Annotated in this window: 11 protein-coding genes and 1 pseudogene; 2 read left to right on the top strand and 10 right to left on the bottom strand. The window is 39.9% G+C overall.

The features are described from left to right. Positions 1-111: 111 nt before the first annotated feature. The 4 genes and pseudogenes from AC19MV_RS22165 to AC19MV_RS22150 all read right to left on the bottom strand — a co-directional run. A pseudogene (locus tag AC19MV_RS22165) lies at positions 112-770 on the bottom strand (transposase); the annotation flags it as partial. Positions 771-873: 103 nt separating this feature from the next. Continuing rightward, positions 874-3,954 (bottom strand): Tn3 family transposase, encoded by a 3,081-nt coding sequence (locus AC19MV_RS22160; RefSeq protein ID WP_011787830.1) that lies wholly within the window; start codon positions 3,952-3,954, stop codon positions 874-876. Between the two features lie 23 nt (positions 3,955-3,977). Further along, on the bottom strand, positions 3,978-4,289 hold the full coding sequence (locus AC19MV_RS22155) for a type II toxin-antitoxin system RelE/ParE family toxin (RefSeq protein WP_011918375.1): 312 nt from the start codon (positions 4,287-4,289) through the stop codon (positions 3,978-3,980). Continuing rightward, complete coding sequence (locus AC19MV_RS22150) at positions 4,289-4,549, bottom strand: type II toxin-antitoxin system Phd/YefM family antitoxin (RefSeq protein ID WP_011787805.1); 261 nt, start codon at positions 4,547-4,549, stop codon at positions 4,289-4,291. Before AC19MV_RS22150 ends, AC19MV_RS22155 begins: the two co-directional genes overlap by 1 nt. A 169-nt stretch (positions 4,550-4,718) precedes the next feature. Between AC19MV_RS22150 and AC19MV_RS22145 the strand changes: the two genes are divergently transcribed. Next, positions 4,719-5,339, top strand: coding sequence for a recombinase family protein (locus AC19MV_RS22145; RefSeq protein ID WP_011787804.1), 621 nt, complete (start codon positions 4,719-4,721; stop codon positions 5,337-5,339). Positions 5,340-5,456: 117 nt separating this feature from the next. On the opposite strand, the gene AC19MV_RS22140 is transcribed toward AC19MV_RS22145, so the two are convergent. The 3 genes from AC19MV_RS22140 to AC19MV_RS22130 all read right to left on the bottom strand — a co-directional run bounded on the left by AC19MV_RS22140 (position 5,457) and on the right by AC19MV_RS22130 (position 8,259). Next, positions 5,457-5,789: a TraR/DksA family transcriptional regulator gene (locus AC19MV_RS22140; RefSeq protein ID WP_011787803.1), complete on the bottom strand. Its 333-nt coding sequence runs from the start codon at positions 5,787-5,789 to the stop codon at positions 5,457-5,459. Positions 5,790-5,879: 90 nt separating this feature from the next. Beyond that, positions 5,880-6,734, bottom strand: a complete 855-nt coding sequence (locus AC19MV_RS22135; RefSeq protein ID WP_011787802.1) for a universal stress protein — start codon at positions 6,732-6,734, stop codon at positions 5,880-5,882. 34 nt (positions 6,735-6,768) lie between these two features. Next, complete coding sequence (locus tag AC19MV_RS22130) at positions 6,769-8,259, bottom strand: SulP family inorganic anion transporter (protein WP_011787801.1); 1,491 nt, start codon at positions 8,257-8,259, stop codon at positions 6,769-6,771. Between the two features lie 766 nt (positions 8,260-9,025). Between AC19MV_RS22130 and AC19MV_RS22125 the strand changes: the two genes are divergently transcribed. Then, the gene (locus AC19MV_RS22125; RefSeq protein WP_011718584.1) at positions 9,026-9,649 is read left to right on the top strand and encodes a TetR/AcrR family transcriptional regulator; all 624 of its coding nucleotides are present in this window, start codon (positions 9,026-9,028) and stop codon (positions 9,647-9,649) included. 25 nt (positions 9,650-9,674) lie between these two features. On the opposite strand, the gene AC19MV_RS22120 is transcribed toward AC19MV_RS22125, so the two are convergent. The 3 genes from AC19MV_RS22120 to AC19MV_RS22110 form a co-directional block, all read right to left on the bottom strand. After that, positions 9,675-12,704, bottom strand: a complete 3,030-nt coding sequence (locus AC19MV_RS22120) for an efflux RND transporter permease subunit (protein WP_432339140.1) — start codon at positions 12,702-12,704, stop codon at positions 9,675-9,677. A gap of 3 nt (positions 12,705-12,707) precedes the next feature. Continuing rightward, positions 12,708-13,793, bottom strand: a complete 1,086-nt coding sequence (locus AC19MV_RS22115) for an efflux RND transporter periplasmic adaptor subunit (protein WP_432339141.1) — start codon at positions 13,791-13,793, stop codon at positions 12,708-12,710. A gap of 660 nt (positions 13,794-14,453) precedes the next feature. Then, entirely contained in the window at positions 14,454-14,768 is a 315-nt protein-coding gene (locus AC19MV_RS22110) for a helix-turn-helix domain-containing protein (protein ID WP_041412840.1), read from the bottom strand. Positions 14,769-15,540: the final 772 nt, after the last annotated feature.

Here is a 15,540-nt window from a genome sequence, read left to right as displayed (position 1 = left end):
GGCGAACATCATCACATTGAGATAATGCTTTTTCAACAGCTTGAACTTTAAATTCTTGTGTAAATCGACGACTCATTTTATTGCCTCTATTAAAAGTTAGAGGCGACAACTATCCTGACACAGGGGGTGCATAAAGTCCATGGACCAACATTCATTGATTGCCTCTGGCACCGCCAATGCGTCCGGTTTATCACGCTTCAAGCGTTTCTTCGGCTTAATTCGTAGATTTAGCTCCAATTCTCGGTAAATCCTATACACCCGCTTATGGTTCCATCGGTAGCGTTTCACGTTACGTAAAAAGTAATAACATAGCCCAAACCCCCAACTCCGATGGGTTGATGTCAGTTGCTGTAACCAGTCGGCTATTGCAGCGTTTTCATCACTGAGTTTTGCCTGATAGCGATAACAGCTCTCACTGAGTCCAAACAAGGCACACGCAAATGCGATCGAAATGGCTTTATCTTGCACCGCCTTTTGCGCCAGCTCCCGCCGCCGCGACGGCTTTACCACTTTTTTTCGATGGCCTCTTTGAGTATTTCAGCTTTGAGTCGCTCTTCGGCATACATTTTTTTGAGTCGTGAATTCTCAGCCTCTAACTCCTTCAATCGCGCCATCATAGAAGCGTCCATTCCACCGAATTTGGCGCGCCATTTGTAGAAGGTCGCAGAGCTCATGCCATGCTCACGGCAAAGCCCCGGAACTGGGGTGCCAGCTTCGGCTTGTTTAAGGATTGCTAGGATTTGGCTGTCGCTAAATTTTGATGTTTTCATGCAGAATCTCCCTGCGTATATATTACGAGAAAATTCTACTTTTGAAATCTGGCTAAATTTGCCCAACGCGCCAAAAATGTAAAGTTAGCTTTAAATTCTAAAATCACTCACTTGAATTCTCGTTCTCAATCAGCGCTTGCTTCCAATATTCTGGTTCAGCATATCGAGCAACCAATGCATCGATATCTATTTTTGAGGTTGATGGACTAAACTCAAAATTGCCATACATATTGATGTGCTGCCATGCAACGGGCGAAATACTGTGAAGCTGAGCCAGTGCATTTTGATCTCCTACTGTTTGCTTCTGTTCATAGACACGAGATAGCAGCACTGTGTTGTAGTAAATGACCGCGTTGGTGATGAGCCGAGAGCATTCATTCCATATTTGCTGCTCCTCTTCTGTTTTTACTCTGAATTTTCCACCGTTAACAAATGCAACTGCTCGTCTAAGACGATGATAGGCTTCGCCACGATTTAATGCTTTTTGTACACATTGACGTAAGCCAACATCGTCGACAAAGTCGAGAATGTATAGCGTTCGGCATATGTTTTCCAACTCCCATAATGCTTTCTTGGTCTGATTCTGACGCGAATAGCTCGAGAGTTTGCGAACAATCGTGGCTTGAGTAACATCTTTTTGAGCTAGCGATGCCATGATCCGTTGAATATTGGGCCATTCACGTTCAATCAATTCATCGTTGGTTTTTCGGGCAGGCTTTATTAGCCAGTCACCACACTCATTGGGATGTTGTGAGCCGACTAACGTATCCATTTTCTTATGCAAATCACGATAACGAGGTGCAAAATGATATCCAAATGCATGCAAAATCCAAAAATTAACCTGATTGGTGCCATGGGTGTCAGTGGAATGCCGTTCTGGCTTTATATCAGAGGTATTGTTATGCAATAAATCGAAAACGTAATGGCTTTCATGTTCGTGAGTCCCAATAATCTTTGCATTTATAGGAACATGATTTGCAACCAACGTGTAGGCGCTGACACCTTTCTGTAAACCAAAATACTTGGGAGAATATCGAGCGTTAAGGGTGTTAATTTGCGTTTCTATCCGCTGACCATCGCTACTTGAATGAAGTGTGTCCTGAATATCATAGAGATGAAATGCGGGTAGCTGGCTGGTCGCATTACTAATCGCATCATTAGCCGCTCGTAATGTCTCCAAGCGTAGATAATTTCTTGATGTCCCCGCCATTGATGCTGAGCTAAGGCCTGAAACCTCAGCCATTTTTGCTAACCCCATGTTTGTTCCCATCGCAACAATACAGGCGAAAATTTCACGGGGATCAGCTTCATGCTTTACATAACGATCTAATACATGGGTAAATGCATTTAAAAATCCAGTATTACCCGCAACAAACCACAGTAGATCCGCAATACCAATTCCTGGTAACTGGCTGTAAAAATCGCTATTAACGGATTCATCACTGCTCGGATAAAGCAGCTTCCAACGACGCTTTTCGGCAGCCCCAATTACTTTAATATGTTTGTTGACCCCATCAGAAATATGTTGGTTAATCGCACTATAACGTGCTGCTAGCATAGTATGAAATACAGCCAGAGTATCTTGGATAGGGGCCAATAAAATGGGTGCACCAATATCTTGCAATACTCGTTCTTTATCCTGCCATCTAAGATCGCTTATTAAGTCATCTTCAAAGCGGCGAAATTCATTACTATGTTTAACGTACACATCACCCGCTTCCAGTGAGTTGCGTAGTAGGCGATAGACCAAAAACTCATAGCGATCTACATCAAGCGTTTTAAATGTTTTGCCCTCTTTACTAAACAAATATCGGCGTAAACCTTTAGGAATAATCTCAGTCGGAAATGAATTAGGGTCAGTTTGCCTTGGTGATTTTTCTGTGCGCAATAAGTTTTGTAAAAACGCGATAGCTTCAAGCAAAGGAGAGTCTTCTACACGTCCGGCAAAATCCAGATCAGTAAAAAGTTGCCTTAAGTTACGTTTGAATGTGGCGGATAATTTTGTGTAATGTGACCATTCAAATGCCGTTTTGTCGAAAGCAATATTGCGTAAGTAATCAGCAACTAATGGGAATCTCTCTTGTTCAAGCAATGCATAGGCTTTTTCTTTAATAATGGAAAAAGGTGTGTCATCGGTGATGGTGTCATCCGTAAACAGGCTCAATACATGACCCGCAGCCTGTAAATTTTTCGCTGCATTGGTAACCGCATTATTCATTGCTTCTTCAGCGGCACGCTTGGCCTGTTTCTCGTATTGATCGACCCAATGGAGCAATGCTTCAATTAAGTTGTCATTAATTTGCTGAAACCGATGAAAAGCAAAAAACAGCAGATATAACTGAGCAGTCTCTTTTTTCATGCGTTGAAGTTTATAAGTGGTATAAAACTTAACCATAGAAGCATAATACTTGCCGCTTTCATTGGAGATCCCCGCTGTTATGAGGAACTGCTTGGCAAACTCATGTAGAGGCTGGAAAAACTGCCGCCGTGCGACTTCATGTCGCAATTCTTTATAACTGAAATCTTTAGCTTCATGTTTTAATGCGCTGACGCGAAATACTCCTGACTCAGCCCGAAGCAAAGCCGCTAATTGCTGATCGATAAGTGAAGTCATGCAAGTGCTAAGTAATCGAGCAATACGGGTGCGTTCATAAGCCACCACTCTACCAATCATCTCTTGCATATACCGATAACTGGGCATGACAATACGGTGTAATGCTAAGTATTGGGTTAATTCACGAAAGATAAAGATAGGTTGTGTCGATAACATCGCAACCCGCTGTGCTTTATCTTCCAAATCAACTTTTACCTCATTATCACATTGTTTATACTGGAATAAATCAAGAATTGCTCGTTGTTGTTCAGCCCTAATCGGTCTTGAGGGACTTTTCAGTCTTGAAAGCGTTTTGGTGGGAAAGTACAGCGCGGCAATGTAATCCAAGTCATTTAGTACTGACGATTCTTGTTCATAACTGAAAAACTGCCGTTTGGCTTTGAAATAGCCCAGTTGCAATACTAAATGGGCTGCCACAGAAAACGTTCGGGTATTGTCGAATAGCTCGCGCTCTTTAGCACTTAAGTCAAAATATAATCGACGATCATCATCTGAGAAATGAGGTAATCCAAACAGTTCATCTATTTCATCAGTTGACAAAATAGATAGCCGCCGAACATCATTTTTCATGGTGCCCTCCCTATTTCACTACATCAAATAATTTCCCGCTCCGCGAGATGTGCAAGTGGAACCATACTTTTATGTAAGATCCCAAATACAACGAATTGATGCTCATGTTGGATGTAATAGATGACATGACTTGAATAAGGGAAGCTAAACACATTCATGCGTACCTCGGGTCTATTTTTCCCAAGGGTGGGTGTTTCAGCCAGCAGTTGAATCGTTTGTCTAAGTCCTGATAAATAGGTCTTCGACTGAGTCGTTCCCCATTGGGCTAACGTAAAGCGGTGAATACCTATCAGATCAGATTGTGCATCGGGCGTTAAATGATAAGTTACCGGCATTAGTCATACTGCCCTGCGGCCAGCTCATCAAAAAAGGTATTACCATCAACCAAATTGCCCATTTTGATGTCAGTTATGGCTTTCACCGCTTTGGATTGAAGCAAATGTAATTTTAGTGTCTCGATACTTTGGTATGCATCAGCTGAAATAACAACGGCCACAGGCTTGCCATTTTTATTAATTTGGATTGGAGCTTGTTGAGCTTTGAGCAACAAATCTCCAAAGTGAATTTTTGCTTCATTGGCTGAAAGAGTGTTCATTTATCACCTTTAAACGAATCGTTCGATTCGCTCAATTTACACCAGTTGGGCGATAAAAGTCAAAAATGCACCCTATCAAAATGTATACTATTTGATAGCTCTGGTTATTACCTATCAAAACTACTATCATAAGTGCATTATCAAAACCTTTAAAGAGATATGGTGATTTATGTCCAAAGTTGGTTATGCTCGAGTGAGTTCCACGGGTCAAAGCTTAGAAGTGCAACTGGGCAAGTTACATCGAGCTGAGTGCAATAAGATATATCAAGAAAAACGCAGTGGGAGGACGGCTGAACGGTCTGAATTTCAATCTTGCATGAGTTATTTACGTGAAGGGGATACCCTAGTGGTAACCCGACTCGATCGTCTTGCTCGCTCAGTCGTCCACTTAGCCCAGATTGCTTCGCGTTTTCAAAGTGAAGGTATTGATTTGCTCGTTATCGATCAGAACATTGATACGAGCACTTCGACTGGGAGACTCATGTTCAATATGTTGGCTGCTATTGCTGAGTTTGAAAATGACTTGCGGACAGAGAGGCAAGCTGAAGGTATCGCAAAAGCACATGAAAATGGAGTTAAATTTGGTAGGCCTGTAAAACTTACGGACACCTTAAAACAAGCAATTTATGATAAAAGAGCTGAGGGGGCCACTATTGGTCAGCTTGCCAAGGAGTATCACCTTGGAGAAGCTTCTATTTATCGGGCAATAAATTCAGTTAAGCAATCAATTGTTTCCCCCTACTCGATAGATGTTAAAGAGCTGCGAGATTATGGAAAATATAAAACGTGATTGATACTGACTATTGTATGTATTGACGTTTAAAATTAGCCTTACTGTATTAACGTAACATCAATAGGTATGATAAATTTTCCTTATCTAAAGAGCCTTAGCCTAACATTAATATTTCTACGAACAGTTAATGCAGCGAGTCACGGTAGGATCAAACATAAGCCGATTCAAATCGATATCTTCACCACAGACAAAACAGCTGCCATATTCATCGCTATTTATGCGCAATAATGCACCTTCAATAACTTGTAACTGATGCTGCTTGCGTCTCGCAGTTTCTAATTCCATTTGCTGTCCTTGCAATGCATCTATACGTGAAAGACGTCCGAGTCGTGATTGGTCAAGTTCGACAACTTGCACATCACTCGTTTGTGCTGCAATCTGCGCTAACAAACTTTCCAGCATTTGCTGTAACTGTAAATGCAGTTGTTGCTTTAGCTGCTCGTTCATTTCACCTCCAAACTTAAGCGTCAGAACCTATCTCTATTACTATGCACTAACCAGCGTCTTGGATACTGATTAGTGCAATATCAATAGCTGTTAGCGCAATAATAATAATGGGATATGGCTTTTACTGATCATCTTTGTGGTATTGCTTCCCACAAAAAACTCTCTTATCCGCGAATGGCCGTAGGCCCCCATCACCATAAGATCGATGTGATGCTCAAGTTGATAGATCTCAAGAGCCGTTTGAACTTCTCCCTGACAAACAGCGGTAACCACATTGAAATTCGCCGCCATCAGAGATTCGGTCACCAACGCCAGTTCTGCTGTCGCCTGTGATTGAGCATCAGACACCATCACCAAATGACATTCAAGCCCTTTTAAGAGTGGACTTGTTAGCACTTGATTAAGGGCTTTTTTCGCAGTAATGCTGCCATCGTAGGCAATCATAAATCGTTTCGGTGCTTCAAACTCTGTCATCACCACTAAAATAGGCTGCTTAACTGTGCGAATGACGTTTTCTAGATGGCTGCCAATCGCCTGCGCTTGATCTTGATGTTGCTCCCCTTGACGCCCCATCACCACCAATCTGGCATGGGATTCTTGCTCTAACAGGGTTTCGACTAAATCGCCGTGACGCTGCAAGGTTTTAACCACGACTGCAGGTTGTGCCTCCACGATGCGCGTTTGCGCATCTTGCAACATATACTTACCCTGCTCGAGTGCCAGCTTGCCCCGGCGCGCTTCGAGCTCAACCATTTCATTGAGCAAGTGCTCCCGTGTACCTAGGCCAATATTTCCCGACAGATCTGACTCTATCGGATAGGCTGACTTATCCAATACATGTAATAGGATTACAGGGGCATTCAGTTGAAAGGCGGCCCAGCCACTGGCATCACATACAGCGGATGTCACATTTGAACCGTCAATACAAGCAATCACATTTGTCATCGTTTTATTCCTTTGTTGTTGTGTTGCTAATGGCTTAGTGACCAGACATCATTTTTTCAACTTCTTCTGGCTTATCGTGTACCCCAAATTTATCGACTATGGTGGCACTGGCTTCGTTAAGGCCAATCAACTCAACCTCAGTCCCCTCGCGGCGGAATTTAATCACTACCTTGTCGAGGGCCGATACCGCGGTAATATCCCAAAAATGTGCTTGAGATAAGTCGATAGTCACTTTATCAACCACTTCCCTAAAATCGAATGAATTACTGAACTTATCTGATGAAGCAAAAAAGACTTGTCCAATAACCTGATAATGGCGACCAGTGTCAGCAGCAGTCGTTGTACTCTTAACCACCATAAAACGTCCCACTTTATTAGCAAAAAATAGGGACGCGAGTAATACACCTACAAATACCCCAATTGCTAAGTTATGGGTAGCGACCACGACCACAACCGTCGCCACCATCACAAGGTTGGTTGACATAGGATGATGCTTAAGATTACGGATTGAATCCCAAGAGAATGTACCGATAGCCACCATGATCATCACGGCAACCAGTGCCGCCATAGGAATAAGCTTTAACCACTCTCCTAAAAACACCACCATCACAAGTAAAAAAACGCCTGCAGCGAAGGATGATAAACGTCCGCGACCACCCGATTTAACGTTGATGATCGACTGACCAATCATAGCGCAACCAGCCATACCGCCCATTAAACCCGCGCCGATATTGGCAATACCTTGGCCCTTACACTCGCGATTCTTATCGCTTTGGGTATCGGTTAAGTCATCAACTATGGTGGCGGTCATCATAGATTCCAGCAAGCCCACCACGGCAAGGCCGGCCGAGTAAGGGAAGATGATCATCAGAGTTTCAAGGGTCAAGGGCACTTCAGGCCAGAGGAAAATAGGTAAAGTATCAGGCAGTTGTCCCATGTCGCCGACAGTACGAATATCTAACCCCATATAAACCGCAAAAAGCGTTAATCCGACAATACACACGAGAGGCGAAGGTACGGATTTACCAATCACAGGGATGAGTGGGAATAGGTAAATGATACCGAGGCCAGCTACCGTCATCGCATATACGTGCCAAGTCACATTGGTCAGTTCGGGCAACTGGGCCATAAAGATCAGAATCGCCAGTGCATTCACAAAACCCGTCACCACAGAGCGGGAGACGAAACGCATCAAGCTACCGAGTTTTAAGTAACCCGCAGCAATTTGCAGCACACCGGTTAATAAGGTCGCCGCGAGTAAATACTCAAGGCCATGTTCCTTTACTAAGGTCACCATTAACAGTGCCATCGCGCCTGTTGCGGCAGAGATCATGCCAGGACGGCCACCAGTAAAGGCAATAACCACAGCGATACAGAATGAAGCATATAGGCCGACCTTAGGATCGACACCTGCAATAATAGAAAAGGCAATTGCCTCAGGGATTAACGCCAGCGCTACCACAATACCGGCTAACAGATCTCCGCGTATATTGGAGAACCACTCTTTTTTCATGGTTTGAATCATGTTACTCACTCTGATTAAAATTAAATCAATAACAAAAGCTAACGCTAGCCATATACACAGATGTGCAAAGACAAGAGCTTTTTCGTCAACGTGACGAATCAATATTAGATTTATGGAGGTACAACAAAAGCTACCGAAGGGTAGATACTACGAACGGATCTGAGCGATCCAAAATGAAGGGGGTTAAACTAATGCGGCTTAAAGCTCATTACAGAAATTATCCTTACAACAGGTAAAATGAGTAAAATTTTGATTTTTAGCTATATACAGAAACACAATATAGAGTTAGGTAAGGATACCGTTCAGGTCGTTGAAAGTCAAAGGACCAAAATCAGATTAACTATGATCCGGTAAGCTGTAACGACTTAAATTCAGTGTTAATGAGCGTAACCAGATAAATTCCACATTAAAAACAAAAAAACAGTGGCTTAATTTAGCTCAAGAGCTTAGTTATAAAGCTAACTTTACATTTTCGGCGCGTTGGGCAAATTTAGCCAATCTACTATTTTTAGGGGGGATTACCATAGTAAGTCGGGAGCCAAAGAAAAAAGAGGGTTATTTGATCACACTGGCGAGATCAATCAAGTCTTTTTTTATCTCTTTGTTTTTAAAGATAACGTGTGAAAAATGATCGAGTATGATCAGCCCCTGCTGAAATTCAGCTTGCTTTTTTGAGTGTGCTGTAGCTTAACGTAAAAGAGTGTCGTTGAGAAATGTAACTCGCGAAATTAATATTGTAATAAAAACTCTATTTTGATGGATAAGTATGAATACAAAAAAAATAACTAAATCTTCGCGTGGACGTCCAGTTGGTGATCATGATGAAAAAAGAAATGAGTTGCTTTGTACAGCGATTAATTTGCTTGTCACTGATGGTTATGCAGGATTGTCGATGCGTAACCTTGCAAGTAAAGCGCAGGTAACTACAGGTGCTATTACTTACTATTTTTCTAATAAAAGTGAGTTAATGAAAGGAGTTTCGGATGAATTATTTAATAGGTTTTCGCTTTTATTAGCTAAAAATACTGAAATTGATATAAAACAGGCTGTAGAGGAGTGGATTAACTGGACTTATAGTGATGGTGGTGAAATATGGAAAGCTTTTTTACAAGTGCAATTCTATGCTGCCGAAGATAAAACTTTTATTGATTATGCCCAAAAAAGGTATGACATTTTCATTTCCCAACTAAAACATTTTATAGAGAGTGGACAAAAGTCAAAACAAATTAGAAATGACATCCCTGCAGAAATACTAGCCGAACAGTTAAGTGCTATGGGAGATGGCATGATGATAATGCAATCTATTTATCCAGAAAGGTTGTCGATAGAAAAAATTGCTCAATTTAAAAAAGGTATACTTAGCCTCATTAGTCCACAACTTGCCGTGTGACTAATGTCACACGGCAAGTGTTGTGCTAAGGATTTTCAGCTTTAAATATTAGTGCATATACTATTGGTAATACGATCATTGTTAGAGCGGTAGCAAACATTAAACCAGAAATTATGGTAACTGCCATTGAAACAAAAAATGCATCAAAAATAAGCGGAATCATACCTAATGCAGTAGTAAGAGCCGCCATCGCAACTGGACGTAGCCTGCTTACTCCGGAATCTAATATGGAGTTTATAAGTGATTTACCTTGACTTTGTTCTAGATTAATTTCATCAACAAGAACAATAGCATTCTTTATAAGCATGCCAATGAGGCTTAAAAATCCTAGTAATGCCATAAATCCAAATGGTTGATTAGTTGCTAGCATACCTGCTGTTACACCGATTAAAGCCAGAGGTACACATAACCAAATAACTAATGTTTGTTTTAACGAGTTAAAGATTACTATAGTTATTAATATCATCGATAAGATGAATATCGGGATACTCGAGGCTAGTCCCTTCTCCGCTTTACTTGAGTCTTCATATTCTCCCCCCCATTCCAAAGTGTATCCTGGTGGTATTTTAATAGCTTCTACTTGTGGTTTTAATGTCGGCAACAATTCTGAAGCTGTGCCGGTAACCGGATCAGCAAAAATTGTGATAGTTCGTTCCCTATTTCTTCTAAGAATTAAACCATCTTCAAACTTTGTTTCAAAACTTTGAACAACTTGTCTTAGGGGGATCATTTTTTGTGCATTGGGACTCCAAATTTGCACATTCTCTATATTTGTAATATCTGAACGTTCATTTTCATTAGCTCGTATAATAATTGGCAGTAGTAAATCATTTTCTCTATATACTCCGGTAGTTACTCCTTCAAATGATTCCTTAATGGCTTCTGCAACCATTCCTCTATTAATTCCATTTATATTTGCTTGTTCTTCAGCAAGAACAGCCTCTATGTAAAGCTGTTTGTTTCGCCAGTCAGTTCTGACTCCTTTGGTATTGCTTTCTTTAGAGAATACTTCAAGAACTTTATCAGATGTTTCTCTTAGAATATCCGTATCAGGTCCACTGATCCTTGCTTGGATTTTACCAGCTGTACCAGTCCCTAACTCAAAAGGTGAGGCATAAACAAGAGCATCAGGATACTTTTGTAAAAGCTCGACTTCAATTTTAGGTATTAGTGTTTTGATTACCGTGTAATCGTCTACATCTACTAAAAATTGCGCATAGCTGCTATTGGATTGCTGAGGCTGGTAGGTAAGTAGAAATCGCAATGCACCTTCACCAATGGTTGTAGTAACGTGCTCAACATTTGCTAGATTTCCTAAGTAATTTTCAACTGATTCAGCATGTTTCTGGGTTTCTTCTATGTGTGTTCCTTGTGGCAACCAGAAATCAACCATAAATTGTGCCCTAGTTGAGCTGGGGAAAAAGTTCTGCTGAACAAACGAGAACCCCCATAATGACAGAGCAAAAATGCCAATAATTGATGCTGAACTTAAGTATCTATGTCGGATACTAGATGCTAATAAGCCTCTGTATTTTGTATAAAATGTTCCTTGATATGGTGAGGTCTTATCAGTACTTTTAGGCGCTTTTAAGTACATTACACATAGAAGTGGGGTAATAGTTACTGCTGTTACCCAGCTCAATAACAGAGATACCATTACAACCTGGAATAATGAGCGACAATACTCACCAGTAGCATCATTTGAGGTGCCAATAGCTGCAAAAGCTAGGATTGCAATTAATGTCGCTCCTAGTAAAGGCCAAGCTGATTGATTTACAACTCTAGGTGCCGCACTTTCTGCACTTTCGCCTTTTTGCATTCTTATCAAAATGCCATCGACCACAACAATCGCATTATCAACTAACATACCCAGTGCAATAATTAATGCGCCAAGAGAAATGCGTTCTAATGCTACTCCCATGGGGGCAAGGAATATGAACGATCCTGCGATGGTTAAAATTAATACAAATCCTATAAGAAGGCCACTTCTCAAACCCATAAAGAAAAGTAAAACCACTATAACAATAATAACAGCTTCAGCTAAGCTTGATGTAAAACCGGAAATGGCCTCTTTAACACCTTCAGATTGTAATGAAACATAGCCAAACTCTATTCCTGCAGGTCGTTGGCTTTCTAATTCAGATAGTTTTGCTAAAACAGCTTCACCCATATCAACAGTATTTCCACCTGATACTGTTGATATTCCCAAGCCGATTCCGGCCTTACCATCAAAGTTAATTAACTGTGTACTTGGGGAAACATAGCCTCTGCTAACTTTAGCTATGTCGCTTAGGTAAAACTGTTTTGTATCGTGAGTAATAAGTAACTTTTCGAAATCGCTAACTTTTGTGAAACCACCTGTTGTGGAAACGGCGATGCTAGAACTTCCGACATGTGCTCTGCCAGCATCAACTACCACCCCCTTACCGTTCAATTGAGCGGCTACTATTTCTGGTGATATACCTAACTGAGCCATGCGAGAGCGATTAAACTCAATATAAATTGCTTCGCTCTTTTCGCCGAAAGTTGTTATTTTCCCTACGCCATTTACTAAAAGTAATTGTTGCTGCAGATCGTTTACGTATGTTTTTAATTCCTTAAAACTGTATCCATCGCCGCTAACTACCATAAAAATGCTATAGACATCACCATAATCATCGATCACTAAAGATGGACCAGCACCTGGTGGTAAATAGTATTTTACATCATCTATTTTTTGCCTTAGCTTATTCCATACTTGTGGCAAAGTTTCCTTATTATATTGTTCTTTTATTGTTACTGTAATAGTTGATAAGCCTCGTTCGGATTTTGATGTTACCTTATCTAGCTCACCCAATTGTTGAACAGTTTTTTCGAGCAACTCAGTTACTTCTTGCTCAACTTCTAATGCTGAAGCTCCATTGTAGGGAGTAATTATTAATGCATCTTTTATCGTGAATTCGGGATCTTCTAATCGGCTCATCCCATTAAAAATGTATAAGCCAGCAATAAGCATAACTACAGTCAAAACAAGCGTAACTATCCTATTATTGATAGCAACTGATGCAATACTCATAATTTAATCCTTCATTGGATAAACAGGATAGCCGTCATAAAGGCTATGAACACCGGATACAGCAATCACATCACCAACTTTTAAACCGGAAAGAACGTTGACAGTTTGCTCAGTGATATTTCCGATGGTTATACTTTTTTTGGTAACTTGTCCATTTATGGGGTCATATAGCCATACAAATGCCGAATTATCACTATTTCCCACAATTGCATCTAATGGGATTGAAAGAATGTTTGTTGACTCATTAGATGACAAATAAATAGCATGCCCTGTCATGCCTGAGCTGATAGGCGTTTTGTCTGGTACTGAAAAAGCTACTTTTACTTTATAAGTTCTGGTTGCGGCGTCTGCTTGGCCGGAGAATTCAGTTATTTTGCCCTCGAACCTTTTATCGGGAAATGCTGTTAGGGTAACAAATAACTGATTATCAAGCTTTATGTCAGCCGCGGAGTTGACTCTTTCTCCTTGCGCCCAATCCGATTCTGGAACGCTTACAACCATTTCATACGCAGATTCGCTATGCAACTGCATAATAGGTTGCTTAGCATGTACTGTTGCAAAGAGGTTTATTTCTCTTGTAACTACGCGTCCTGCAAATGGAGCTATTAGTTTGGTTTCTGTTAAAGCTTTATCTGCTTGATTAAAGGCAGCTTGTGCAACTTCAAGATTTCTTTTCGCTTGCTGGAATGCTTGAGGGGTAACAGCATCTGCTTTTAACGCCTTTTCATACCTTTGAAAATCAGACTTAGCAACAATTAAATCAGACTTTGCACTGTCAAGTTGTGCTTGATAATCACGATCATCAATTTCAGCTAATACTGTGTCTTGTTTGACAAAATCACCTTCTTTTACATGCAATTTAATTACTTTACCAGGTACTTCGAAAGCCAAAACGGCTTCTTTAACCGATGACACGCTACCTGGATATCGATACGTTGATGTACTAGGGGTCTGCTCCACTTGCAAGAGTTTAACAGGCCTTGAAACTGTCTCTTTGGTATCTATTTGGGATTGCTCACACCCAACTAGAAGTAAAACTGCTCCGAAAATGAGAAAAGTAACCTTATGATTTTTTTCAAAAATGCTCATTGAGTCCTCCGATTGAAGTGCAGAAGTAACGAAGCCTACCTGTCTAAACTTATAGGCATAGCTCGTCATTTGAGCAATTCTAATACAAAAAAACATTTAACAAAACACTTGTTATGAAAAATGTGAATATCTAAGAGGGAACCAATTTTTTATGCTTAAGATTTTCAGTGAAGATGAAGAATCTAGAAGAGATCATCTATCTGCCGCTTTTGAATGCACGAGGGATGTGCTCTGAGCATAAGTGTGTCAGAGTGGTGGTTAATTGAGTTGCTAGCCAGGCAGTAACGATTCAAGTGATAGTGACATAATAAGTCTTGCTATCAAGTAAGAAGTGCATAACTTTACTTATAATAATTCTGATTCTACAAGCTCAAAGTAGTTAAGTGACTAGTAATTCGAAGGTGCGTTATAACTATATCTTAACTATTTAAATTAATTTATACTTGTAAATAATGGAAGATATATAATTTTATACTCAATATATAACATAGGCAGATTTTAGCATTATTGCTTCAAGATAATGTTTAAAAATCTCGAATACAGCACTTTGATACAAAAAATGTGTATCATATAGTAGAATTTTTAATTATCAAAGTTCTATTTATTGATTAAGTTTGTAAACTGCCTTTATACATTACTATTTCATTGGGAGTTTGTATTTTAATTATTCTGCGTTAGATTCTTAATTAACTCTCTGACTATTTGTTTTTGTTCTGGCTCTAGCAAACTGTAATCATTTAAAATACTAGTATCTTTAATATAGTTCTCAAAGGCGCTGTCGTAGGTTATACTTAACTCTTTAATAATGACATTAAGTATTTGTATATCCAAATTTTCAACACTTCTATTTTCAATTTCCCAAAGTAATGCTTTACTTAAACCTATTTTTTCTGCAAGGTTATCCAATGATAATCCTTTGCTTAATCTAGCAATTCTCAATTTATTGCCGATGTCAACATTTGTATTGATTTTCATAATAGCTCAGAATTCAGATAATCACTGCTGCACTCTAATTGAGTGTGTAGATACAGGCATCTTCTCAAAAGTGGTACACGTGAATCTTGCTTAAGTAAACTGGAAGTAAAAATAGCTCCAAAAACGAGAAAAGTAACCTTATGAAATTTTCTAAAATGCTCATTGAGTCCCCCGATCAATGTATAGAAGTTGCGAAGTCTGCCTGTCGAAATCTTTAGACAGTGGTCGCCATTTGCACAATTCTAATACAAAAAATTTTTTTACAAAACACTTGTTATGTAATTTTTAAACTATAAGGCTGAATTTTACGGTTGTGCTTAAAGTTTTCAGTGAAGAAAAAGGAACTGGGTGTAGTGAATGAGTGAAACTGGTCATCAGTTTGTAGGCAATTTATGTGATTTGGAGTAGATGAGGTTATCCGAGATGTCAGAGTAACTAGAACTTCGTAGCACGCTTCTATCCCATTGTAAGTTTGCAAAGGTTTATATGGATATTCGTAGTAAAATTACACTTATCACTTGAGTTATTTTTGGATTTCTTATTTGTCAGACTATGGGTTTATTTTATGTCAATGTATGGGTATATGATTTAGCTAAGTCATTGTTCTTAGATACTCTGCTGTGTCATGGTTTGGTTTCAGCGACATCAATGAATTTTTATTAGAAACACTAAAAAGGGACTAAGAGATACCTCAACTTATAAATGAAGCATATTCGTTAAAAGAATAGCTACTGGAGTTGGTGAGCAAAAGTTAAAAGAGGTTACGATCAAT

The organism is Shewanella sp. MF05913 (assembly GCF_059758095.1).
This window is presented reverse-complemented; position numbering and strand designations above follow the sequence as displayed.